This is a genomic window from Thalassospira sp. CH_XMU1420-2 (assembly GCF_037029325.1).
GTDB lineage: Bacteria > Pseudomonadota > Alphaproteobacteria > Rhodospirillales > Thalassospiraceae > Thalassospira > Thalassospira povalilytica.
Map to the genome: position 1 here is coordinate 138,018 of NZ_JAYMEG010000001.1, position 24,454 is coordinate 162,471.

Sequence of the window (24,454 nt, forward strand, 5' to 3'; positions counted from 1 at the left end):
AGGCCACAATGGGCCGTGACCTGGTTTTCATTCACAGTGCCGGTCCCCAGGGCGGGAACAATGGCAGTACACGGTTTGTCGCGCGGCTGAAAGACCGGCTGGGTGGAAACTTCACCCTGTCAGCCCCGGCGATGCCCGATCCCGAACGCCCCGATATCAATCAATGGCTTGGCGGGATCGAAAAGGCCGTTTCACAGGCAGCCCCGGGGCTTGTTTTGGTCGGGCATTCGCTTGGCGGGTCGACAATCTTGCAATTTCTGGCGCGCAATCCGGAAATCTGGCGCAAAAACAGCCATTTATCAGCTGTTTTCATCATCGCATCGCCATTTTGGGGCCTAACAGACTGGGAAATAGATGAATTCACCCTGACCAAGGATGAAGTTCGTATTTTAGGTGATTGTAAAGTAATCCATTTCTGTCACAGCCGTGATGACCGGATTGTCGGGTTTGACCATTTCCAAACCTATGTAAACCGGCTGCCAGCCGCCGGGAAAATCGTCCTGGAATCGGCTGGTCACTTGTTGTTGGATGGTGATATTGACAGTCTGGTTAAGGAAATTCTGATATATGGCTGATCAGCCATGATTTTCAAGAATCAGGCCAGCCAGATATAGTGATCCAAGGATCAATACCCGTTTCGGGGCGGGGCAGGCCGACAGCAATGCTGTCACAGCATCACCGAAATCATCACAGGCAAAGGCCGCATCGATACCGCAGGTCTTGGCAGCATCGCGAAGTGTTGCCGGCAGATGTGCCTGATGTTCACCGGGGATCGGCACACCGGCAAGTGCTGTAATCTGCTTGGCAAGCGGCTTCAGAAACGCCACCGCATCACGATTATCGAGCATCCCCATCATGATGACGGTATCGCCGGCGTCCTGACGCGACAGCCAGTCGGAAATGGCTTCTGCGGCGGCAATATTATGCCCGCCATCCAAAATCAGCTCACACCCGTCGGGAAGCGCATCAAAGAGCGGCCCCGAAGTCAGTTTCTGCAACCGGGCCGGCCAGCGTGCCGTTGTCAGACCACGGGCCAGAATATCGACATTCTTGCCATCGCAGCCCGGAATGCCGGCCTTGCGCACCGCGGCAATCGCCGTTGCGGCATTGACGAACTGATGACGCCCCGGCAGTGCTGGCAACGGAAGGTCGATATGATCGCCTTCGATGCGCATGGTAAACCCGTCGGCACGTTCATCCGATACTTCGAAATTGCAAAAGACCGGGGCCTTGATCGCATTGGCGTGGGTGACAAGGGTGTTGAAGGCTTCAAGCATCTGTGGCGCCAGAATGCTGACCACACCGGGTTTCATGATCCCGGCCTTTTCAAAGGCGATTTTGGCAATGGTATCGCCAAGGAATCCCTGATGATCAAGCGATACCGGCGTAATGACCGTCGCAGCAGGCTTGTCAATCACGTTGGAGGCATCAACCCGCCCGCCAAGTCCGGTTTCAAGGATCAGGACATCAGCAGGACTGCGCGCAAATGCAAGGAATGCGGCGGCCTGGGTGATTTCAAAGAATGTTATGGATTCGCCGTCATTGACCGTTTCGACTTCTTCAAGAAGGTCACACAGCGCATCTTCGGAAATCACGTCACCGGCAAGGGTAATGCGTTCATGGAAACGCACCAGATGCGGGGATGTCGAACAATGGACCTTAAGTCCGGCGGCCTCATAGATGGCGCGCAGATAGGCTTGGGTGGAGCCTTTGCCATTTGTGCCGGCAAGATGAATGACCGGCGGCAAGGAAAGGTGCGGATTATCCAGCTTGTTCAGAAGCCGGGTAATCCGCCCTAACGAAAGATCGATGACTTTCGGGTGCAGCTTGCCAAGGCGAGCAAGAATTGCGTCGCTTCGGGCCAAGTTACTTGTCCGCGTTCGAAGTCTTGGACTTGGACGTCTTGGCTTTGGCGTCCTTGATCGGAACGATGCTTGCACCCGGTTTGGTGCGGCGGATCATGTCGATCAGGCGGCCAAAAGTCGCGTTCAGTTCATTGCGCGGAACGACCATATCGACCATGCCGTGTTCCAGAAGGTATTCGGCTGTCTGGAAATCATCAGGCAGCTTTTCGCGGATGGTGCTTTCGATCACGCGACGACCGGCAAAGCCGATCTGTGCGCCCGGTTCAGCAACCTGGATATCGCCCAGCATGGCAAAGGATGCCGAAACACCGCCGGTGGTCGGATCGGTCAGCAGCACGAAATAGGGCAGGCCCTTTTCCTTGACCTTTTCGATGGCGGCCGTGGTACGGGCCATCTGCATCAGGCTGAGAATGCCTTCCTGCATACGTGCACCGCCCGATGCCGGAACAATGATCAGTGCCGCATCCTGAACAGTTGCCAGTTCGGCGGCGGCAACAATGCCTTCGCCAACGGCAATGCCCATCGACCCGCCCATGAAGGAGAAGTCAAACACGGCAATCACGGTCGGATGACCACCAACCTCACCATGGGCAACCGCCAGCGCATCCTTGAAGGTTGCCTTGGCCTGCGCCGCCTTGAGGCGATCGGTGTATTTTTTCTGATCACGGAATTTCAGCGGATCGACCGGAACATTCGGCAGTTCGATGGTCTGGTATTGACCCCCATCGAACAGGAGCTCAAGACGGTCCTTGGCGGAAATACGCATGTGATGACCGCAATGCTGGCAAACATGATTGTTCTTTGCCAGATCACGGTGAAAGATCATCTGTTCGCACGATTTGCATTTATGCCAAAGGTTCTCTGGCACATCTGGACGGCGAACGAGTTTCTGAATCTTTGGACGGACGAATTCAGTCAGCCACGACATATCGGATACTGATCCTTGGTTCTGTCTATATCGGTTCTTTCAAAACGCACCGCACTATTTGCGCGCGTTTCTGACCCCGTTTGCAAGTTCGCGCACAAGGCCGGTAACCATAGAGGCGGTCTTATCGGTGGCCTTGCCGTTTTCGTCAAGACTTTCGGCAATTTTTGATACGATTGCGGACCCGACCACAGCTGCATCTGCCTGCCGGGCAACATCAGCAGCCTGTTGTGCGGTTTTGATGCCAAAGCCCACAGCAATCGGAAGATCGGTATGGCGACGCAGGCGTCCCATTGCTTCGACAATCTGATCATTGCTGGCCGATGCAGCACCGGTAACACCCGCAACCGATACATAATAAACAAAGCCGGACGTATTCTGAACAAGTTTCGGAAGACGCTTGTCATCCGAGGTCGGCGTGGTCAGGCGAATGAATGAAAGACCCTTTTCCACGGTCGGAACGCACAGTTCGGCGTCTTCTTCGGGTGGAAGATCCACCACAATCAGGCCATCAACCCCGGCATTACGTGCATCTTCAAGGAATTCCGCAACGCCATAGATATAGATCGGGTTGTAATAGCCCATCAGAATTATCGGCGTTTCGTGATCAAGATCGCGGAATCCACGCACCAGCGACAGGGTCTTGCGCATGTGCATGCCTGCGGCCAATGCACGGTTCGATGCTTCCTGGATGGCGGGGCCGTCAGCCATCGGATCGGTGAACGGCATGCCCAGTTCGATGATATCGGCACCTGCTTCGGGCAGGGATTTCAGGATTTCGAACGATGCCTCGGGATCGGGGTCACCCGCGGTGATAAAGGTTACAAGACCCGCGCGGCCTTCTTCCTTGAGCTTGGCAAAACGTTTGGCGATGCGGTCCTGGCCGCCGATGATAGCGTCGCTCACAACTTAACTCCCAGTGCTTCGGCCACGGTAAAGATGTCCTTGTCACCCCGGCCACTCAGACACATGAGGATGATCTTGTCCTTGCCCATCTTGGGCGCTTCCTTGACGATTTGCGCAATCGCGTGGCTGCATTCCAGCGCCGGAATGATGCCTTCGAGCTCCGAACAAAGTTTAAAGGCATCAAGGGCCTCTGTGTCGGTGATCGGTTCATAGCGCGCCCGACCGATATCCTTGAGCCAGCTGTGCTCCGGCCCGATGCCCGGATAATCCAGACCCGCGGAAATCGAGTCGGCTTCCTTGATCTGGCCATCGTCATCCATCAGCAAATAGGTGCGGTTGCCATGCAGCACGCCCGGCTTGCCGGCCGACAGGCTGGCGGCATGTTTGCCGGTATGCACACCGTGACCGGCGGCCTCGACACCAACCACCTCGACACCCTTGTCATCAAGGAACGGATGGAACAGGCCGATGGCGTTCGATCCGCCACCGACAGCGGCAATCACCTGATCGGGCAGGCGGCCTTCGGCTTCAAGGATCTGTTCCTTGGCCTCGTTGCCAATCACGGACTGGAAATCACGAACCAGTTCCGGATAGGGGTGCGGGCCGGCTGCGGTGCCGATGATATAGAAGGTATCTTCCACATTGGTCACCCAGTCACGAAGCGCCTCGTTCATTGCGTCTTTCAGCGAACGGGAACCCGAAACGACCGGTTTGACTTCAGCACCGAGCAAACGCATGCGGAAGACGTTGGGCGACTGGCGTTCAATGTCCTTGGAGCCCATATAAACCGTGCAGGGCAGGCCGAAACGGGCGCAAACCGTTGCGGTCGCAACCCCGTGCTGTCCGGCACCGGTTTCGGCGATGATGCGGGTCTTGCCCATGCGTTTGGCCAAAAGAATCTGGCCGATGCAGTTATTGATCTTGTGCGCGCCGGTATGGTTCAGATCCTCGCGCTTGAAATAGATCTTTGCACCGCCGAGTTCTTCGGTCAGGCGTTCGGCGAAATAAAGCGGGTTCGCACGGCCAACATAATGACGGAGATAATAATCCATCTCCTTTTTGAAGGCGGGGTCGCTTTTGGCGTCTTTATAGGCCTGTTCCAGCTCAAGGATCAGCGGCATCAGGGTTTCGGCGACAAAACGACCGCCGAAATTGCCGAAATGTCCATCCGGGTCCGGCAGCGCGCGGTAACTGTTGAGCGTGGGCGATGAAGACGTCATGAAAGTTCCCCGTGGATTTGGCCGTGATGGCGTTCACGACAGCATAGGCAGGCGAAAGGGTGTCAATCCGCGAAAGCCTGCGACAGATAGGGGGCGGTTGGCCCCCGCGCAATGCTTGTACTCACGAACGCGTGGTGCGGATCAATGTGCTGCGTGATCAGCCTGGGATTTGTCGAAGATGTATTTTTTCGAGCAGTACGGGCAGACCACCTCGCCCTTGTCCTCGAGATTGAGGTAAACCGTCGGGTGACCAAGGTGGCCTTTACCGCCGTCGCAGGCAACATTGAGGGTGCCGACTTTGATTTCTTCGGTGATCTTCATATATCCAGTTCCAAGTTTGCCTGTTTCAGGCTTGTGTGACCATCGGGATTGGCCGCGTGCTGTGCTCAGCATTGACCCCGGTTTCCCGGGAATGATACCGATTGGGCATATTCAATCAATACTTCCGCATCGCATGGCGCCCCATCGTCTTAGCGCAAACCGGCGACGTGGAAAAGAGTGGAGATCACTGACTTATGACTGCAATGCCCGACTATGCCATCGAAGTCGAAGGGCTGACAAAGGTCTATACGGGATCAAATGGCGAAAAACTTGCCCTTGATAACGTATCCCTGAAAATTCCGCGCGGTTCGTTTTTTGCCCTTCTTGGGCCGAACGGCGCGGGAAAGTCGACTTTTATCAACATCCTGGCGGGACTGGTGACCAAAACCGGCGGGACCGCAAAAATCTGGGGCCATGATATCGAAGCCGAAATGCGTGCCGCACGCTGTTCGATCGGGATCGTGCCCCAGGAACTGAACCTTGATGCATTTTTCACCCCGCGTCAGGTGATGGAATTGCAGGCGGGCCTGTATGGCGTGCCAAAATCCGAACGCCGCACCGACGAAATTCTGGCCGCCCTTGGCCTGTCGGACAAGGCAGACTCGTACGCCCGGTCGCTTTCGGGCGGCATGCGCCGTCGGCTTCTGGTGGGCAAGGCGATGGTTCATACCCCTCCGGTCCTGGTTCTTGATGAACCGACCGCTGGTGTCGATATCGAACTGCGCCAGCAGCTTTGGGCCTATGTCAAAGAACTGAACAAGGCCGGTGTGACGATTGTTCTGACCACCCATTATCTCGAAGAAGCCGAAGAACTGTGTGATGAAATCGCCATCATCAACAAGGGCAACGTGATCGCCCATGAAGACAAACGCAGCCTGCTGCGCCGGATCGATCACAAGACGCTTGTTCTGACCGTGAATAACGAACTGAATTCGGTTCCGGATGTCTTTGCCCAGTGGGGCGGGGAGCTTAAATCCGAAAATCAGATCGCCCTTCATTATCGTCCCAGCAACACCCAGATGGCCGAAATCCTTCAGGCGGTTCAGGGCAGCGGACTTGCGATCAAGGATCTGTCGACCGAGGAAGGCGACCTTGAAGACATCTTCCTGATGCTGACCCGCGATAATGACAAGCTTCGCGCAGGCAAAGCAGCCTGATCAGGATCAGGGGCATATCCCTGTTGGCCCGATTGCGCCATGAACCGACAAAACCCCGCAAAGGCTTGCGGGGTTTTTGTTTTTGGTCTTAGGGTCATGTTTGAAAACGGATTTTTGTCACGCATCTGGATGCCCCGTCCCATGTTTCGATTTTTGCTGCGTCTGAGTGCGGTTGTTCTTCTTTGTGCGGCGGGGGTAACCGGCTGTGCGCCGAAAATCGTCCCTGCCGGTCCGCCGGTGGCGCAGATATCGCTTGATGAAAACGTCTTTCACGCCAGCGACGGGACGGCACTTCCATTGCAACATTGGGGGGATATCGAAAATCCCGATGCGGTGATCCTTGCCCTGCACGGGATGGGGGATTACGCCAATGCGTTTATGGAACTGGGCGAAGCACTTGGCCCGGCTGGTATTGCGATTTATGCCTTTGATCAACGCGGTTTCGGACGCAGTCCGTCCCGGCCGTTCTGGGCGGGGATCAGCAGTATGGTCAATGATGCCAGCGATGTGCTGAGCCTGTTGCGCGCCAGATATCGGCAAAAACCGGTTTATCTTCTGGGCAATTCGATGGGCGGGGCGGTTGCAATCGTGACAGCTGCGACGCGCGGACATCTGATGGATGGTCTTGTTCTGGTGGCCCCGGCGATCTGGAACCGTGATCGCATGCCCTGGTATCAGACGGCCCCGCTTGCAGTCATGTCGCATAGCTTGCCATGGTTGCCACTGACCGGTCGCGGGCTTGATATCTGGCCGTCCGACAATATCGAAATGCTTCGTCGTCTGTCGCGGGATCCGCACATGATGTCAGCGGTAAGGGTCGATCTGATTGCCGGGGTGGCCGATTTGATGGATCTGGCACGCGTTCGGGCATCCGACATCCGGGTTGCGACTTTGTTGCTGTCCGGCCAACAGGATCAGGTCATTCCGCCAGATGCGATTGATGCCCTTGATCGTGATTTGCAGGCCGCTGGCATGACATCCTATCACCGGTGCCGGTATCAGGCCGGGTATCACATGTTGTTGCGTGATCTGAACGGGCCGGTGGTGATTGATGACATTCGCCGCTGGATCGCGGGTGGGGGTGGTGTTGAAAATTATTCCTGCACGCGATCTTGATTGCTTTTTGACCGCTGATCAGTGATCAGGTAGCATTTTTAATCGGTTGCAGAGCATTTCGCGGGTTGTCTAAACGTGTTGGAACCCCGATATGCCAGCAGTAAACGGAATTTCGGAGGATCAGGACCGCCATGCTAAGGACCATTCGGGCAAAGTTCCTGGGTGTCGCGGCCTTCTTTGTCGTTTGGCTGTTCGTGGCAACCGGTTTTTCGGTGATCCAGTCCCTTGGCATCAATGGTGATCTTGAAGCGGTATCGCGCTATGTCACACCGGTCAAGGATGCGCTGTCGGATGTCCGTGCCCGCCAGCTTGAACAAATCTCGCTTCTGGATCGCTATATGCGAGTGGTCGAAAATGACGGACCGCATGCACCGCTTCTCAATGGCATTGAAATCGAAATCAATGCCAAGCAAACCCAGATCGAACAGGCCTATCGCAAGACATTCACCTTTGCTGCCCTTGGTCGTGCACAGGCATCAGGTCATTTCGACAATGGTGTGTTGCTTGATCTTGATGTGCGCATGCGCGAATTCGCCGATGTTTCTGCACAATTCGCCCTTGGTGTTGAACGGTTGCTGGGGCGGGTGCGGGATGGTGATCTTCTTGATGCACAGCGTCAGGAAAACATTGTCCGCGGCCTTCATCGCAATATCGTTCTTGATCTGCGCAACGAAATTCTTCTGTTGGAAAAATACGCGGCCGATACGGTCGAAAGCGTTTCGCGCAGTGAGGATTTCCTGATCCAGGCCGAATTCATCATGATGCTGGCGGCGATCATCATCGGGGTGTCGCTGGCCTATTATCTGGCCCACGCGGTGGTGGTGGCCGTACGCCAGACCACCAATGCGCTTAATGGCATCCAGTCGGGCAAGCTCGACACCAGCCTTGATTTCAAGGGCAAGGGTGATTTCGCCCGTCTTGCCGATGCCTTCAACCGGATGTCGCGTGAATTGCGCGTGCGGTTCCGGATGCGCGAACGGTTTGGCAAATATGTTGATCCCAAGGTCATCAACAATCTGATCAATCAGGAAACCGCGCTTGAAAACTCCGAAAAGCGCGTGATGACCGTCAGTGTTGTCAACCTGACCGGGTTTGACTGGCTGGCCGAACATACCCCGCCGGAAAAGCTGGTCGATTTCCTCAATGACTATCTGACGGCAATGACCGAACCGATCGCCAACCACAGCGGCATCATCGACAATTTTGTCGGGGACCGCGTGATCGGATTCTGGGGCTCGCCATTTTGCGGGGAAAATGCCCATGCCCGCCATGCCTGTCAGGCGGCCCTTGAACAGGTGGCGCGCTTTAACGCGCTCAAGACCAAATATGCCGACCTGATTGGCGATCACGGGCTTGATATCCGCATCGGCATTGCCACCGGCGAGGTGGTTGTCGGCTCCATCGGGACGGACAAGTCACGTGCCTATACCGTGGTGGGCGATTGCGTGAACTATGCCAACCGTCTGGAAAAGGCCAACCGCGTATATGGCACGCAAATTCTGGCCTCCCATGAGACAGCCAATATGGCAGCCGGCGAGATCGAAATGCGCGATCTTGACCATGTGGTGCTTCTGGGGACGGAACATGAAGTGTACCTCTATGAGGTGCTTGCCCTTGGCGGTCAGCTTAGTGAGGAGCGTCGCGATTGGCGTTCCAAATATGAAACGGCGATGACCCATTACCGCGAAGGCGCGTTTGATCAGGCCAAGCCGCTTTATGAGGCCGTCCGTGAACTGGATGACAGCGACTTTGCCGCCCAGCTGATGATGAACCGGATGGAACGCCTCCAACGGCGTGAACAGGACCGCGAATGGAACGGGACCTGGGTTGTGCGCGATCCCTATGACCGGCGTGACGTTGAAAGCTGATTGCGCTGCTTTGGGTGCAAGGTTACGTTAACCCGGCATGGTGATAATGCTGTAACGGCATGGGGGTCAAAAACCCTTGCCCGTTCGGGTCAAAACCTGTATCACCCATCGCACTCGGGCCACTTGATCCAGTCGTGGCCCCTATATTGCGCACCCGTAGCTCAGCTGGATAGAGCGTTGCCCTCCGAAGGCAAAGGCCACAGGTTCGAATCCTGTCGGGTGCGCCATTTTCCCAAAAGAAGACCATCATCGCGTTGTTGTCCGGTTTCCTGTTTTAGTGGGTGCCAAATCGTATCCGCGTCGTTAATCTGCCCTTTCTGATTTTAACCAACGGGTTCTCGAAAATGCGCGGATATCTCCACAATCTTGCAGGTCATGATGTGCTGTTTTGTATGGCAGCACCGGCGGAATATGGGGATTTCCTCAAAGCGCGTTTTACGCCGCTGATGATCGGGGTTGGGCCGGTGGAGGCTGCGATTAATCTGACCGCAGCACTGACCGAGCTTAAGCTTTCCGATGATTTGCCCGATCTTGTTGTGACGCTGGGCTCGGCCGGGTCGCGGACATTGGAGCAGGCCGAGGTTTATCAGGCGATTTCCGTGTCTTACCGCGATATGGATGCGTCGGTTCTGGGGTTTGAAAAGGGCTGCACGCCGTTTGTGGATTTCCCGGCTGAAATTCCGATGGAGTTGCGCATTCCGGGTATCCCCGAGGCGCGGCTTTCGACCGGGGCCAATGTGGTTTCGGGTGCGGCCTATGACGTGATTGATGCCGATATGGTCGATATGGAAAGCTTTGCCATCCTGCGGGCCTGCCACAAATTTGATGTGCCGCTGATCGGGCTTCGCGGTATTTCAGATGGCAAGGAAGAGCTTAAGAAGCTTTCGGACTGGACGGCCTATCTGCATGTGATTGACGAAAAGCTGGCCGTTGCGGTCGATGCCCTGAAGACCGGGCTTGAAAATGGCGAGATCAGCATCCCCAAACGCTGATCCCGCCCGTTTTTCAACAATTCATATTTTCGTTTCGATTACGAACCAGACCGGATTTGATCAAGGGTCTTGATCGGGGTCAGGGCCTGCGGATCAACCTGGACCTCGATGATGGCGGGTTTGCCACTGGCTACCGCGCGGTCAAAGGCTGGGCCGAAATCCTCCGTCCGTGTGACGGTTTCCCCATGTCCGCCAAAGGCAACGGCATAGGCCGCGAAATCCGGGTTATGAAGTTCGGTACCCGAAACACGACCCGGATAGTTGCGTTCCTGATGCATGCGGATGGTGCCGAACATGCCGTTATTGACCACAATCGTGATGATATTGGCCCCATATTGCACGGCGGTGGCGAATTCCTGTCCATGCATCAAAAAGCATCCGTCACCGGCAAGGCAGACAACAGTGCGATCCGGATGGGCAAGCTTGGCTGATACCGATGCCGGAAGGCCATAGCCCATTGAGCCCGACGTTGGCGCCAGTTCGGTGCGATACTCGCGATAACGGAAGAACCGGTGCAGGAAGGCGGCGTAATTGCCAGCCCCGTTGGTAACAATGGCATTATCGGGCAGTTTTTCGCGAAGTTCGGCAACCACATGGGCCATTTTTACGTCGCCCGGCGTATCAAGCGGGGTGGAAAAGGCGATGTAATGGGCGTGTGCGGTTTCAATCATCTCATCGCGTGCCGATCCGTCAACCGGCTCCATCATGGCGATGGCACGCAGGAAGGATCGTTGGGATGCATTGATCGCGATATCGGGGCGGTAAACCCGGCCCAGTTCATCGGGTCCGGCATACACATGGACCAGTTTCTGTTTCGGACAGGGGATATCAAGCAGGCTATAGCCGCTGCTGGTCATTTCACCCATGCGCGATCCGACCAAAATCACCAGATCGCTGTCGCGGATAAATTCGGCAAGTTTGGGATTAATCCCGATGCCGACATCGCCGACAAAATGGCTGTGCGTGTTGGGGATATAGTCCTGACAGCGGAAAGACGTCGCGATCGCAACATTGTTACGAAATGCAAACGATTTAAGGTTTTCAGTCGCTTCACGGGTCCAGCCGCCACCCCCAACGATCATGATCGGCTGTTTGGCCTTTGACAGGGCATCGCGGAAACGCGCGACATCTTCGGGGGCGGTTTTGGCTTCGATCGGGACATAGGGCTTGGCGTCCGCGACCTCGGCACTTGAAGACAGCATGTCTTCGGGCAGGGCCAGAACAACCGGGCCGGGGCGACCCGATGTCGCGATGTGATAGGCGTGGCTGATATATTCCGGGATGCGGTTGATGTCATCAATCTGGCCGACCCATTTGGCAAGCGGTTCGAACATCTTGCGATAATCGACTTCCTGGAACGCTTCGCGGTCGACCATGTCACGCCCGATCTGCCCGACCAGCAGGATCATCGGTGTGCTGTCCTGATGGGCGACATGCACACCCGCCGATGCGTTGGTGGCACCGGGGCCGCGCGTGACCATGCAGATGCCGGGTTTTCCGGTCAGTTTGCCATAGGCCTCTGCCATGATGGCGGCACCGCCTTCCTGACGGCAGATGACGGGATCAATGGCGGGATGATCCACCAGACCATCCAGAACCGCCAGATAGCTTTCGCCAGGCACCAGAAAGACGCGTTCCGCGCCATGCAGGGCCAATTGATCAACCAGAATACGACCGCCGTGACGCAGTTGGCGATTTTCCGTTTTCCCGGACATGTATGAAGAACTCCGTATGGTGGGGCAAAATACGTGATTTGCGTTGTTCATTTTTGGCGCGGTGGATGCGCAAACGCGATTTCATCACGAATTCAGGGCCAAGGTAAAGGTGTCAGCGCGATCAATTGGCGGAAAATCGAACATCGGGTTTAACGGTTCTAAAATCTGGCTTTTTTGCCAGCACGGGCACAGCATGATGTTCTGCGGGAATGCGGCATTGCAGCATTAGATTTGCAAAAACTGAAACTCCCGTTTGACAAGTTGGAAATTATTGTTACCGTTATGTTGTCCTTCGGGGCGGAATTTATCAAATAGCGGCAACAAATCGCCGCATGCCAATCAAGGCCTGCTGTTTCTTTGCACTGCAAAGAAGCGCGGGTTTTTTTTGTTTTAGGGGCTTTTAGTTTTGGGCGAGACGCATTCCAACCCGGTTTACCGGGTCGGCTTTCTGTATTCCGTGACCGGACCGTACCGGACCATCGCGCAGGATCTTTATGATGGCGCGCGCATGGCCCTGGACGAGGTCAATAACGACTCTGCCTTTGCATTTCGCCTGGTGCCGGAATTTCGCGATCCGGCCGGTGTGCCTGAACGTTATACCGAATTTTGCGACAGTCTGATCCGGCGCGACGGGTGCAAACATATCATCGGCACCATCACGTCACTGGCGCGCAAGGAAGTGCTGCCCACTGTCGAAAAATTTGACGCCTTGCTGTGGTATCCGTGCCCGTATGAAGGCTTCGAATGCAGCGAAAATGTCATCTATACCGGGGCCAATCCCAATCAGCATATCCTGCCGCTGTTTGAACATGTTGTTCCGAAATTCGGGCGGCGGGTCTATCTGACCGGGTCGAACTATATCTGGGGCTGGGAAACCAACCGCATCGGGCGCGAACTGATTCAGGCCTGCAATGGTGAAGTGCTCGGCGAAAAGTACCTGCCGATCGACAGTGTCGATGTCGACCACATCATCGAAGATATCAAGGCCAAGAAGCCCGACTTCATCCTTAATAACCTGATTGGCAATTCAAGCTATGCGCTGTTTCGCGCCTATCAGAAACTGGGTCAGGAAGATCCGGAATTTGCCGCTGCCAAACGCCCGATCGTCAGTTGCAATCTGACGGAATGCGAGTTGGGCCAGCTTGCCGAAGCGGGGATCGGGCATCTGAGTACGGCGATCTATTTCGCCAACCAGACCGATGCCGAAAACACCGAATGGCTGGCCAGATTCCATGAATTTGCCGGGGCTGATCGTATTCCGTCGGCCTTTGTCGCCCAGGGATACGCCACGGTCAAAATGCTCGCCCAGTCGATCCGGCGGGCCGGGAATGATGATGTTCCTGCGGTGCGCCATCACCTGATGCGCAAACCGGTACAGACACCGTTTGGCATGGTTCAGATCGATGCGACCAACAATCATGCCGCCCTGACTCCGCTGATTGGCGAGATCGGCGAAGCGGGCTGGTTCAAGATCGTGTCGCGCGCGGATCATGCGGTCGTGCCCGATCCCTATCTTGTGCATTTTGATGCCGATGATTTCCGGCGCAAGGTCGGCAAACCCGGTGCAGGCAATTTGCGGGTGGTCAGCTGATGAAACGCACCAATCGTATTCCGAACTTCCGAGGTTGGCATGTCTGGGTCCTGCACCGTCCAAGTGCGGCGATCGATCCGTTATTGCGCCATCTGGAACGTCTCGGGATGACGGTTGACCGCTATTGGCCGGAATTGCCGCGCGGCGATGATGCCAATGTGAAGGCGGCCGATATCCTGTTTTTCGATGCCGATATGGGGATGGATGAACAGTTTCCCTGGACGCCTGATCAGACCCCGATGCCAAGTGTCGCCCTGATCGGGTCGGAAGCACCGGGGCGTCTTGAATGGGTTCTCAGCCGTCAAAGCGGGGCCCATTTGCAAAAGCCGGTTTCAACAGCCGGTGTTTTCAGTGCGGCGGTTCTGGCGGTTCATGCCTTTGAACAGCAACAGAAATTGCGGGCTGAGATTTGTGAATTGCGCAGGCGGCTGAAGCTGCGCCCGGTTGTGGCCAAGGTGCTGATGACCGTGATGCTCAGCCACAATATCGACGAGCACGGCGCCCTTAAGGCGATCCGCGCCGAAGCGATGAAAAAACAACAAACGATCGAAGACTATTGCGCGGCAATCGTTGCGTCGGGCCGGACCGGTTCGGGCGACGGTGCACCGATTGTCACGAACTAACGAGACAGGGTGGGTATGCTTGTTCTTGCCGAACTGGCCAAAAGAAAACTGGCGCTTCTGGGGCTGATCATCATCGTGGTGATCGCGGGTTCAGCCCTGCTTGCGCCGTGGATCGCGCCATATGATCCGCAAAACCAGATGTTTGACGGCCTGACCATCGAAGGCGCGCCGATGCCGCCCGGCGGGCAGTTCTTGCTGGGAACCGATTTGCTGGGCCGTGATTTGCTGTCCCGTCTTATGTATGGGGCACAGACATCGCTGATCATCGGGATTGTCGCAAACGGGGCGGCGGTCCTGATCGGTGCCCTTGTTGGTGTCACGGCCGGGTTTTTCCGGGGCTGGATCGGAACCATCCTGATGCGGGCAACCGATCTGATGATGGCGTTTCCCGCCCTGTTGCTGGCGATTGTGCTGGCGGCAATTTTCAAACCCAGCCTGTGGATTGTTGCCATGGTGATTGCCATGGTCAACTGGGTCCAGGTTGCACGCGTGATCTATACCGAAACCCGGTCCCTGTCCGAGCGCGAATTCATCGAGGCCGAATGGGGCATCGGGGCCAGCCGGTTCCGTATTCTTTTCAAACATATGTTGCCGCATCTGTTGTCGACCATGGTGGTGTGGGCAACCCTTGGAATTGCGACCACGGTGCTGCTTGAAGCGACCCTTTCCTATCTTGGGGTCGGGGTGCAGCCGCCAACGCCGAGCTGGGGCAACATCATCTTTGAAAACCAGACTTATTTTACCTCGGCCCCGTGGCTGGTGTTCTTCCCGGGTATTGCGATCATTCTTCTGGCACTGGCCTTCAATCTGGTGGGCGACGCCCTTCGTGACATTCTTGATCCGACTCAGAAGGGGCGCCACTGATGATTGCCTATATTCTTCGCCGTCTTGTCCAGGCCATCCTGATCCTTCTGGGCGTCAGTATCGTGACCTATGCGTTGCTTTACATGCTGCCGGCCGATCCGGCGCGCCAGATTGCCGGGCGTTCGGCAACCGCGGAAACGGTTGCCAATATCCGCGAACAGCTTGGCCTTAATCTGCCATTCTATGAACAATATCTGCGCTATCTGGGCAATCTTCTGACCGGTGATTTCGGTCGGTCCTATCTGCAAAAGACCGAGGTTGGCGAACTGATTGCGGCCCGTCTTCCAGCGACCCTTTTGCTGATGGCCGGTGCGATTTTCTGTGAACTTCTGTTCGGGCTGACGGCGGGCGCCATCGGGGCGATCAAACGCAATACACCGCTTGATCGCGGTTTGATGGTGGTATCCTTTGTCGGGGTATCGGCACCGCAATTCGTGGTCGGCATTCTGATGCTGTATCTGTTTGCGGTGGTGCTCGGCTGGTTCCCGATTGGCGGGTACGGCACGTTTGCGCATCTGGTGTTGCCATCCGTTTCCATGGGGTTCCTCGGGGCGGGGTGGTATTCGCGCATGATGCGGTCATCGATGCTTGATGTTCTGCGTCAGGATTATGTGCGCACCGCGCGCGCCAAGGGCCTTGGACGCGCCCGGGTATTCTTTGTTCATGCATTCCCCAACGCGCTTTTGCCGATCATCGCAATGATCGGCATCGATATCGGCATGTTCATGAGCGGCATTGTCGTTGTCGAGTCCGTATTTGGCTGGCCGGGCATCGGTCAGCTGGCCTGGCAGGCCATTCAGCGGGTCGACATTCCGATCATCATGGGTGTGACGCTGGTGTCGGCCTGCGCCATCGTGCTGGGCAATCTATTGGCGGATTTGGTGGCGCCGTTCATCGACCCGCGCATCAAGCTGCGCTGATGCAAGACCAAAAGACGCAGCAAAATCAGGAAGGAAACTTATGGAAGTTTATATTCACAGGGAGAATATCAACAATGTTTAGCAAAGCACTGAAAGGTGTTGCACTGGCTGCACTGATTGCCGGTGCCGGCATGACGACGGCGCACAACGCCGCTGCTGGCGAAGGCAACATCACCGTGACCTACAAGGACGATGTTTCGACCCTTGATCCGGCGATCGGTTATGACTGGCAGAACTGGTCGATGATCAAAAGCCTGTTTGACGGTCTGATGGATTACGAGCCGGGCACCACGACGCTCAAGCCTGATCTGGCAACCGGCTATACGGTTTCTGATGATGGTCTGACCTATACCTTTACGCTGCGCAAAGGGGTCAAATTCCACAATGGCCGCGAATTCAAGGCATCTGATGTCAAATACACCCTTGAACGCGTTGTAAATCCGAAAACCCAAAGCCCGGGCGCCGGTTTCTTTGAAACCATCAATGGCTTTGCCGAAGAATCCGCGGGTGAAACCGAAAGCCTTTCGGGTGTTGAAGTTGTCGATGATTACACCGTCAAATTCACACTGAGCCAGCCTGATGCGGCCTTCCTGCATAAAATGGCGCTTAACTTTGCGCATATCGTGCCCAAGGAAGAAGTCGAAAAATGGGGTCAGGATTTCGGCAAACATCCGGTTGGTACCGGTGCCTTTGCCCTTGAAGACTGGACCCTTGGCCAGCATCTGATTTTCAAGGCCAACCCGGACTATCACATTGACGGTATCCCGAAGCTTGAAACCATTACGGTTGAAGTCGGTCAGGAACCGGTGGTCGCACTTCTGCGCTTGCAGCGTGGCGAAGTTGATATCGCCGGTGACGGCATTCCGCCGGCAAAGTTCCTCGAAGTCATGAATGACCCGGAATACAAGGATCTGGTTGTATCGGGTGAACAGCTTCATACCGGCTATATCACCCTGAATACCAACATTCCGCCATTCGACAATGTCAAGGTCCGTCAGGCCGTCAACATGGCGGTCAACAAGGATCGTATCGTTCGCGTAATCAATGGTCGTGCCGTTCCGGCCAACCAGCCATTGCCGCCGCTGATGCCCGGCTACAACACCGATTACAAGGGCTATGCCTTTGATCCGGAAAAGGCCAAGTCCCTTCTGTCCGAAGCCGGTTTTGCTGATGGCGTTGAAACCACCCTGTTTGTTGCCAACACCGATCCGCAGCCGCGTATCGCCCAGGCCATCCAGCAGGATCTTTCGGCAATCGGCATGAAAGTCGAAATCAAGTCGCTGGCACAGGCAAACGTGATTGCCGCTGGTGGTGAAGCCGATCAGGCCCCGATGATCTGGTCGGGTGGCATGGCCTGGATTGCGGACTTCCCGGATCCGTCGAACTTCTATGGCCCGATTCTTGGTTGTGGCGGTGCGGTGCCGGGTGGCTGGAACTGGTCGTGGTACTGCAATGAGGAACTTGATGCCGAAGCATCAAAGGCCGACGCGCTTGCCGATCCGTCCCAGGCCGATACCCGCATTGATATGTGGCGCGACATCTTTACCAAAGTCATGGCCGACGCACCGTGGGTACCGGTGTTCAATGAACAGCGTTACACCATTCGTTCGCCGCGCCTTGTGGCCGATGACGCGATCCTCGTCGATCCGGTCCACATTCCTGTTCACTATGACTACATTGCGGTGAAATAAACATGTGCAAATGTGCGGATTACACGATCCACTCCGCGCACTGTCATCACGGGTGGGATCATTCGATCCCGCCCGCATTGACGGTCGCGCCCGGTACCACCATTGAATTTGAATGCGTCGACAGTGCAGCAGGCCAGTTCAATGCAAACAGTACGGTTGCGGATGTAACCGCACTGGATTTTTCCAAAATCAATCCGGTGTCCGGTCCTGTCTTTATTGACGGGGCAGAACCCGGTGATGCGGTCAAAATCACCATCGAAGGTTTCAAACCGTCGGGCTTTGGCTGGACGGCAAATATTCCGGGATTTGGTCTTTTGGCCGATCAGTTCGAAGACCCGGCCCTGCATATCTGGAAATATGATCCCGATACGCTGGCCCCGTCGCTGTTTTCCAAATACGGCAAAGTGCCGCTGAAACCGTTTGCCGGTACCATCGGCCTTGCACTGGCTGAACCGGGCCTGCATTCGGTCGTGCCGCCAAGGCGGGTTGGTGGCAACCTTGATATTCGCGATCTTGCCGCAGGGACCACACTTTATCTTCCGGTCGAGGTTGCCGGTGGCCTGTTTTCGATCGGCGATACCCATGCCGCACAGGGCGATGGCGAAGTTTGCGGAACGGCGATTGAAAGCCCGATGAACGCAACCGTGACCCTTGATCTGGTCAAGAATGCCCAACTTGAATCACCGCATTTCACCACGCCTGGTCCGGTGACCAGTCACCTTGATAGCAAGGGATATGAATGCACCACCGGGATCGGAAGTGATCTTATGACCGGTGCGCGTGATGCCGTACGTCGCATGGTGGACTGGCTTTGCAAGACACAGGGCATGTCGGCGGTCGACGCCTATATGCTGTGTTCGGTCTGTGGGGATCTGCGCATCAGTGAAATCGTTGATCAGCCCAACTGGGTTGTCTCGTTCTATTTCCCGCGCATCGTATTTGACTAAGACGGCTTTTCGGGGCGGAGCGATCGAATTGTTCTGCCCCGGATTTTAAAATCAATAAATTACAGACTTTCTCAGGGTTGGCAGTATGACCGAACAGGGCAGTAAAGCGGTGGAAAAGATCCTTGAAGTACGCGATCTGGTGACACAGGTGGCAACACCAAGCGGCCCGAAAACCGTTGTGGATGGATTAAGCTTTGATCTTTGCCGTGGCGAGACGCTGTGTATTGCCGGTGAATCGGGTAGTGGTAAATCCATGACGTCGCTGTCGATCATGGGGCTTCTGCCCGAACCGATGGCACGGGTTGCCAGTGGGGAAATCCGCCTGAACGGCACCGATCTTCTGACCCTGTCTGAACGGGCCATGCGCGACATTCGCGGCAATAAAATCGCGATGATCTTTCAGGAACCGATGACATCGCTTAATCCGGTTCTGACGATCGGACGCCAGTTGGGGGAAGCCATTTCAACCCATAATCCGATGTCCGGATCCCGGGTTCGGGCGCGTGCGCTTGAGGTTCTCAAACAGGTTCGCATTTCCGAGCCGGAAAAGCGGCTTTCGCAATATCCCCATGAATTGTCTGGTGGCATGCGCCAGCGGGTAATGATCGCCATGGCACTTGCCTGTAATCCCGATGTTCTGATTGCGGACGAGCCGACCACGGCCCTTGATGTCACCATCCAGGCCCAGATTCTGGGACTGATGCGGGATCTGCAACGCGAAACCGGAACCGCGATCATTCTGATTACCCATGACATGGGTGTTGTTGCCGAAATGGCGAACCGCGTCATTGTCATGAACCAGGGCAAGGTGGTCGAAAGCGGCACTGTGACCGATGTGTTTGAAAAACCCGATGATCCCTATACCCGCGGGCTTTTGGCCGCTGTGCCGCGACTTGGCGCCATGGCCGGCACAGAAGGCCCGGCCAGCAGTGATGGCAAGGCGCTTGAACGTGGTTTGGCCAAACCCCTGGTATCGGTCAGGGACCTTACCGTGCGTTTCGATATTCGCGGCGGTCTTTTGCAGCGCGTGCAGAAACGCGTGCACGCGGTCGAACAGGTCAGTTTCGATATCTTTGCAGGTGAAACATTGTCGATTGTCGGTGAAAGCGGCTGTGGCAAATCGACAACCGGTCGGGCGTTGATGAACCTTATTCCCTGGCAGGGCGAAGTGGTGATTGACGGGCGCGAGATCGATGCCAATTCCCGCATCCAGACCCGCGAAGTTCGCCGCAATATCCAGATGATTTTTCAGGATCCCTATGCGTCCCTTGATCCGCGTATGACGGTCGGGGAATTGGTGGCCGAACCATTGGTAATCCATGGTCTGGCATCGGGATCGGAACTTGATGACCGGGTCGAATATCTGTTCAGGCGGGTCGGACTCCCAGCAGATGCGGCCAAACGGCATCCGCACGAATTTTCCGGTGGTCAGCGTCAGCGCATCTGTATTGCGCGTGCGCTCAGCCTGTCGCCCAAGGTGATCATTGCCGACGAATCGGTTTCGGCACTTGATGTATCGGTGCAGGCACAGGTTCTTGACCTTCTGGGGGAATTGCAGGCTGAAAGCGGGCTTTCATATCTGTTTATTTCGCACGATATGGCCGTGGTCGAACAGATCAGCCACCGGGTAGCCGTCATGTATATGGGGCAGATTGTTGAAATCGGGCCGCGTCAGGCGGTTTTTGAAGACTCGCAGCATCCCTATACCAAAAAGCTGATGGCCGCCGTCCCGATCCCCGATCCGCGCAAACGTCGTCAGGATTTCAGCCTGATCACCGGCGAAGTCCCAAGTCCTGTTCACGGGCTGGATTACCAGCCGGAACTTGCCGATCTGCAACAGATCGCAGCCCATCATTTTGTCGCGAAATCAGCAATGGAAACCGCGGCATAGGAACAATGGCAGCGGCGGCATGGAAACCGGCGGGCGGATCAGAAATACCGCTCGGCGATCCGCACGATGTCACCGGGCATGACAATGGTTGCCAGATTGGCCGGGATCGAAACCCGTGCTGTATCATTACCGCGCAGGATTTCGATATCGTCCTCGTCCCCGCGATAGGTCATGCCCCCGCCAATCGCAATCGCATTTAAAACATTCATGCCCGGGACAAAGCTGTATGACCCGGGCTGATTGACTTCGCCAACGACGAAGAACGGGCGAAAGGCAACGACATCGACCGCAATATCGGGATGGCGCAAATAGCCGTCGAGATAGGCGTCATGAATGGCGGTGCGGGCCTGGCTGGTTGTCATGCCCCTTACAAAAACCGGCCCGATCAGTGCAAGGTTCAGCTTGCCCTGTGCATCGATGCTGAAGTCACCCGACAGGTCTGGCTCACCAAATACCGTGACCCTGACCAGATCGCCGCTATCAAGCGAATAGATGGTTTGGGCAGTTCCGGAACGCGAAAGCGCGACGATCCCGACAAGCATGATCAGCACAATCGCAAGCAATCGGGTTCTGGCTGTGACGGATGTGACAATGCCGGTCATTTACATCTCCAGCTTCAGGCTGATCTGGCTTTGCAGGCGGGCGTAATCTTCGCCGTTGCTGGTTGATTGGCGAATTTCGTGGCCAACGGTGCTGTTGATCCTGGCAAAGCGATTGAGCTGATAATCAAGGTCAAGGCCAATCGAACGTACCCTGTCGGTGCGTGTGGTTTGTTGAAAAGCATCATTGCGATAACGGGCATTGGCGCCGATCTGTAACGTGCGCAGCAATTCATGGGTTACTCCGATGCCGGTTTCAAATGCCAGAATGCCGCTGGCACCTTGGACGGTGGTTTCGCGCACCGCCCGCGCAGCGGTAAATGAAAGGCTGGTCAGCCGGGTAACAGACCAGTCGATATCGGCCCGCAGCGTATAGTCATTGATATTGCCAAATGCCGGATCGACGTAGCTTTGGCTCATCCAGCCGGCCGCAAGATCCGCCCGGATCAGGTCGGTCACATCAAACCGCAGGCCACCATAAATCTGGTATCCGGCAGAATCGCGAACCCGCCCGCTATCATCGGGGGTTCTGTCATATTGCCGCTGATTAAGCGTGATTTCGCCATACGCTTCGCGTCCCGGATCGAATGGCATCACAGCGCGCAGGGTTTCACGGGTTTCAAGGCGGTCGCGATCGTCATTGCGGATCGCATTGCCATTGATGGCGGTGCTGTCTTCGAAATCAAGACGACGCAAAGACAACCGCGATTCATATTGCAAGCTGCTGGTGGCATATCGCCCGCCAATATGGGCGCGGACATCACGATAAATCACGGGTTCCCGTGCGCCAGTCGGGACATCATTGCTTCCGCGCGGATCATGCTGACGATGCCATTCGATTGCGCCATCAACCGATGACGGGCCAAGATCAATGCTTCCGGCGGCCTTGGCCTCGGCATCCTGATAATTGTCCTGATCGGATTTGGCAAAAAATCCAAGCTCCCCGCCGATCGTCATATGCATACGAAAGAACGGCCAGTCGCCGCTCAGATGAAGGCGCGGGGCGATCATGGTGATGACATCCGATTGCGCATTGTCATCAGATAAAAAGATGTTGTCGTCATGGGTTACGCGGTTGGTGATTTCCGGGGCCAGAACAAACCGTCCAAGGCGCATATGGGGGTCATCTTGTGACCGGGTTGGATTCGGACCGGATGACGCGCCAGGTTGGGCAACAGAACGCGTTGGGGCCCAAAGCCCGGTCAGGAATATCGCACAGCACAACATCACGGGGACTTTGCCGTGACCGGTGACGGTCCTGGCGACTGTTTTGGTGATTGTGCAGAAATGCCTGATCATCAAACAAGCCGCTGGTCATGACGAAAAACGTGACCCTGTCCCGGCCTCTGCCCGTTATGGTCCGCTTGACGGGCTGGCCGGCGCGATGTCGATGATCTGCGCAACGGCAAAAGAACGGTTGCAAACAGAATGATCCCGTCACGCAGCGGGTTCTGATCAGCGATATAATCCAGATCGCATCCCGTGCGCGCCCGAAGATGATGATGGCAATCAACCGGGCCCCGCCACCCACGAATTTGCGCCAATCCCGTGATGCCCGGACGCATGACCAGGCGGGCGTCATAGCCGGGCAGGGATGCGGCAAAAAGGGCGTGATCGGCGACACTGTGCGGGCGCGGTCCCACCAGCGACATCTCGCCGCGTATCACATTGATCAATTGTGGCAATTCATCCAGCCCGCTTATGCGCAGCCACCCGGTGAATTGATCTGAAAGCCGGATGATCGGCGCCGATGACCGCCGGCAGGTCCGGTCACGCAAGGTGCGGAATTTGAAAATGGTGAACACCGTTGCATGTCTGCCGACACGTTTTTGACGGAAAATCGGGTGGTGGAATCCAAGTCCGATCAGGACTATGGAAATCGCAATCATCACTGGCGCAAGGGCAATGATCGCAAGTAATGAAATCAACAGATCACAAAGGCGTTTGAAGCCGTAATGGCGATCGGCATTCACCCGGGAAAAGTCGGACAGGATTTCTGGTTTGTGATTTTCCCTGGTCAACCGCGATGCCCCCACATCTGGATGGTTATGTCAGTTCACATAACTCAGGGTAGATGTATTTTGCCGCTGATCAAGTAAATATATTGTGGTCTTTGGTTGGTAGTGGGTTGTTTCTGTTGGTTTTCCCGTCGCTTATCGCAAAGACGGTATCGATGAAAGGACCGTCTTCATCAATTGCGGCTGGCGGTTGACGCCGGTCTTGGAAAAAATGGTTTTCAAATAGGTTCTGGCCGAACTGTGCGAGATGCCGACAAGTTCCGCTGCCTGATCAAGGGCAAGACCTTCTGCCAGTTTCTGGGTCAGTTTTGCCTCGGACCGGGTCAGACCGAACAGATCCATCAGATCGTCAATCGCGGGTGGTTTTTGCTGTGCGGGATCAACAAGGATCACCATAAAGGTTGATTTGCCATCGGTTTTTTTGGGCACACGCCGGATCAGAACAGACAGTTTTTCGCCGTCACGTTCGATCGCATAGCTTTGATGTTTGCGCGGCGCCATCTTTGCTGGCGGGTTCAGAAAACTTTCCAACCCCTCCGGAACGGGTTCAATGATCAGGCGCCCCTGACTGCCCGAATGAACAAGTGATGATCCGCGCATCAATTCGGCTGCCTGGGCATTCATATGCAAAATCGAAAGGTCGGCATCAACGGCAATCACGCCAAGCTCGAACAGATCAAGGAAATCGGTAGGAAGGGTGTCTTCTGCCTGTCCCTGACGGGCTTCGATTTCTGTTTCCAGTCCTTCAAGAATGGTCTGAAGATTGGTCGGCTTGGGATAGAACCGAAATACCCCCAGCTCGTTAACGGCAAGCAAGGCCGACTGCAAATCGGCATATCCGGTCAGGATCACAATCAGCAGATCATGGCGAACGGTGCGCAATTCCGCAGCCAGTTCCAGTCCCGACATGCCCGGCATATGGATATCCAGAACAGCAGCCCCGATTGACGGGTCGGCGGCAATGGCATCGCGTGCCGTGATCGGATCATTGAAATAGACCGCCCCCCATTGGGGCCGCAAGCGCGCAAAGTTGCGCCGATGTGATGACAATAGATGTTCGTCATCATCGACAAAGGCAATCCGCACCGGCGTTTTTTCGGTCATCAAAAGTGCCCTCCACAAATGGGGATATTGGACAATGGCAGTCTGACACTATTCTGCAATCGTTCAAAGCCCCGCCTTTCGTCATATGCGCAAACTCGCCGGGCCAAATAACAAGAATTTC

Annotated in this window: 22 protein-coding genes and 1 tRNA gene; 13 read left to right on the forward strand and 10 right to left on the reverse strand. The window is 55.7% G+C overall.

Going from position 1 to position 24,454, the window contains the following annotated elements; genetic code table 11:
- The first annotated feature begins 8 nt into the window (after positions 1-8).
- Positions 9-575 (forward strand): alpha/beta fold hydrolase, encoded by a 567-nt coding sequence (locus WA429_RS00710; protein ID WP_287464535.1) that lies wholly within the window; start codon positions 9-11, stop codon positions 573-575.
- On the opposite strand, the gene WA429_RS00715 is transcribed toward WA429_RS00710, so the two are convergent.
- The 5 genes from WA429_RS00715 to WA429_RS00735 form a co-directional block, all read right to left on the reverse strand.
- Complete coding sequence (locus tag WA429_RS00715) at positions 576-1,865, reverse strand: bifunctional folylpolyglutamate synthase/dihydrofolate synthase (RefSeq protein ID WP_287464534.1); 1,290 nt, start codon at positions 1,863-1,865, stop codon at positions 576-578.
- Position 1,866: 1 nt separating this feature from the next.
- Positions 1,867-2,793 carry an acetyl-CoA carboxylase, carboxyltransferase subunit beta gene (accD, locus tag WA429_RS00720; RefSeq protein ID WP_101246609.1) on the reverse strand — a complete coding sequence of 309 codons (927 nt, stop codon included), beginning with the start codon at positions 2,791-2,793 and terminating at the stop codon, positions 1,867-1,869.
- 54 nt (positions 2,794-2,847) lie between these two features.
- Complete coding sequence (gene trpA / locus WA429_RS00725) at positions 2,848-3,696, reverse strand: tryptophan synthase subunit alpha (RefSeq protein ID WP_287464533.1); 849 nt, start codon at positions 3,694-3,696, stop codon at positions 2,848-2,850.
- Positions 3,693-4,916, reverse strand: coding sequence for a tryptophan synthase subunit beta (gene trpB / locus WA429_RS00730; protein WP_101246607.1), 1,224 nt, complete (start codon positions 4,914-4,916; stop codon positions 3,693-3,695). Before trpB ends, trpA begins: the two co-directional genes overlap by 4 nt.
- 141 nt (positions 4,917-5,057) lie before the next feature.
- Positions 5,058-5,237, reverse strand: a complete 180-nt coding sequence (locus WA429_RS00735) for a zinc-finger domain-containing protein (protein ID WP_101247009.1) — start codon at positions 5,235-5,237, stop codon at positions 5,058-5,060.
- Between the two features lie 194 nt (positions 5,238-5,431).
- Here WA429_RS00735 and WA429_RS00740 point away from each other — a divergent pair, with 194 nt between their 5' ends.
- The 5 genes from WA429_RS00740 (at position 5,432) to WA429_RS00760 (ending at position 10,370) form a co-directional block, all read left to right on the forward strand.
- The gene (locus WA429_RS00740) at positions 5,432-6,394 is read left to right on the forward strand and encodes an ABC transporter ATP-binding protein (protein ID WP_101246606.1); all 963 of its coding nucleotides are present in this window, start codon (positions 5,432-5,434) and stop codon (positions 6,392-6,394) included.
- Between the two features lie 141 nt (positions 6,395-6,535).
- Positions 6,536-7,510: an alpha/beta hydrolase gene (locus WA429_RS00745; RefSeq protein WP_287464532.1), complete on the forward strand. Its 975-nt coding sequence runs from the start codon at positions 6,536-6,538 to the stop codon at positions 7,508-7,510.
- Between the two features lie 131 nt (positions 7,511-7,641).
- On the forward strand, positions 7,642-9,378 hold the full coding sequence (locus WA429_RS00750; RefSeq protein WP_287464531.1) for an adenylate/guanylate cyclase domain-containing protein: 1,737 nt from the start codon (positions 7,642-7,644) through the stop codon (positions 9,376-9,378).
- 150 nt (positions 9,379-9,528) lie between these two features.
- Positions 9,529-9,605, forward strand: a tRNA-Arg gene (locus WA429_RS00755).
- Positions 9,606-9,722: 117 nt separating this feature from the next.
- Positions 9,723-10,370, forward strand: coding sequence for a 5'-methylthioadenosine/S-adenosylhomocysteine nucleosidase (locus WA429_RS00760; RefSeq protein WP_287464530.1), 648 nt, complete (start codon positions 9,723-9,725; stop codon positions 10,368-10,370).
- Positions 10,371-10,408: 38 nt separating this feature from the next.
- Here the strand turns inward: WA429_RS00760 and WA429_RS00765 are convergent, their stop codons facing one another.
- Positions 10,409-12,085 carry a thiamine pyrophosphate-binding protein gene (locus WA429_RS00765; RefSeq protein ID WP_287464529.1) on the reverse strand — a complete coding sequence of 559 codons (1,677 nt, stop codon included), beginning with the start codon at positions 12,083-12,085 and terminating at the stop codon, positions 10,409-10,411.
- A 406-nt stretch (positions 12,086-12,491) separates the two neighbouring features.
- On the opposite strand from WA429_RS00765, the gene WA429_RS00770 reads away from it, so the two are divergent.
- From WA429_RS00770 to WA429_RS00800, 7 genes are all read left to right on the forward strand, one after another.
- Positions 12,492-13,676, forward strand: a complete 1,185-nt coding sequence (locus WA429_RS00770) for a transporter substrate-binding domain-containing protein (protein WP_287464528.1) — start codon at positions 12,492-12,494, stop codon at positions 13,674-13,676.
- On the forward strand, positions 13,676-14,299 hold the full coding sequence (locus WA429_RS00775) for an ANTAR domain-containing response regulator (protein WP_101246601.1): 624 nt from the start codon (positions 13,676-13,678) through the stop codon (positions 14,297-14,299). Before WA429_RS00770 ends, WA429_RS00775 begins: the two co-directional genes overlap by 1 nt.
- A 15-nt stretch (positions 14,300-14,314) precedes the next feature.
- Positions 14,315-15,163 (forward strand): ABC transporter permease, encoded by an 849-nt coding sequence (locus WA429_RS00780; RefSeq protein WP_101246600.1) that lies wholly within the window; start codon positions 14,315-14,317, stop codon positions 15,161-15,163.
- Positions 15,163-16,083 carry an ABC transporter permease gene (locus WA429_RS00785; protein ID WP_287464527.1) on the forward strand — a complete coding sequence of 307 codons (921 nt, stop codon included), beginning with the start codon at positions 15,163-15,165 and terminating at the stop codon, positions 16,081-16,083. The genes WA429_RS00780 and WA429_RS00785 overlap by 1 nt, the downstream gene beginning before the upstream one ends.
- A 74-nt stretch (positions 16,084-16,157) precedes the next feature.
- On the forward strand, positions 16,158-17,774 hold the full coding sequence (locus tag WA429_RS00790) for an ABC transporter substrate-binding protein (RefSeq protein WP_287464526.1): 1,617 nt from the start codon (positions 16,158-16,160) through the stop codon (positions 17,772-17,774).
- Between the two features lie 2 nt (positions 17,775-17,776).
- Positions 17,777-18,721 (forward strand): acetamidase/formamidase family protein, encoded by a 945-nt coding sequence (locus tag WA429_RS00795; RefSeq protein WP_101246597.1) that lies wholly within the window; start codon positions 17,777-17,779, stop codon positions 18,719-18,721.
- 85 nt (positions 18,722-18,806) lie between these two features.
- Positions 18,807-20,612 (forward strand): ABC transporter ATP-binding protein, encoded by a 1,806-nt coding sequence (locus WA429_RS00800; RefSeq protein ID WP_287464525.1) that lies wholly within the window; start codon positions 18,807-18,809, stop codon positions 20,610-20,612.
- Between the two features lie 38 nt (positions 20,613-20,650).
- On the opposite strand, the gene WA429_RS00805 is transcribed toward WA429_RS00800, so the two are convergent.
- The 4 genes from WA429_RS00805 to WA429_RS00820 all read right to left on the reverse strand — a co-directional run bounded on the left by WA429_RS00805 (position 20,651) and on the right by WA429_RS00820 (position 24,333).
- Positions 20,651-21,214, reverse strand: coding sequence for a polysaccharide biosynthesis/export family protein (locus WA429_RS00805; RefSeq protein WP_287464524.1), 564 nt, complete (start codon positions 21,212-21,214; stop codon positions 20,651-20,653).
- The gene (locus WA429_RS00810) at positions 21,215-22,327 is read right to left on the reverse strand and encodes an outer membrane beta-barrel protein (protein WP_287464523.1); all 1,113 of its coding nucleotides are present in this window, start codon (positions 22,325-22,327) and stop codon (positions 21,215-21,217) included.
- 182 nt (positions 22,328-22,509) lie between these two features.
- On the reverse strand, positions 22,510-23,232 hold the full coding sequence (locus WA429_RS00815; RefSeq protein WP_287464522.1) for a sugar transferase: 723 nt from the start codon (positions 23,230-23,232) through the stop codon (positions 22,510-22,512).
- Between the two features lie 132 nt (positions 23,233-23,364).
- Positions 23,365-24,333 carry a DNA-binding response regulator gene (locus WA429_RS00820; RefSeq protein ID WP_101246592.1) on the reverse strand — a complete coding sequence of 323 codons (969 nt, stop codon included), beginning with the start codon at positions 24,331-24,333 and terminating at the stop codon, positions 23,365-23,367.
- Between the last annotated feature and the right edge of the window lie 121 nt (positions 24,334-24,454).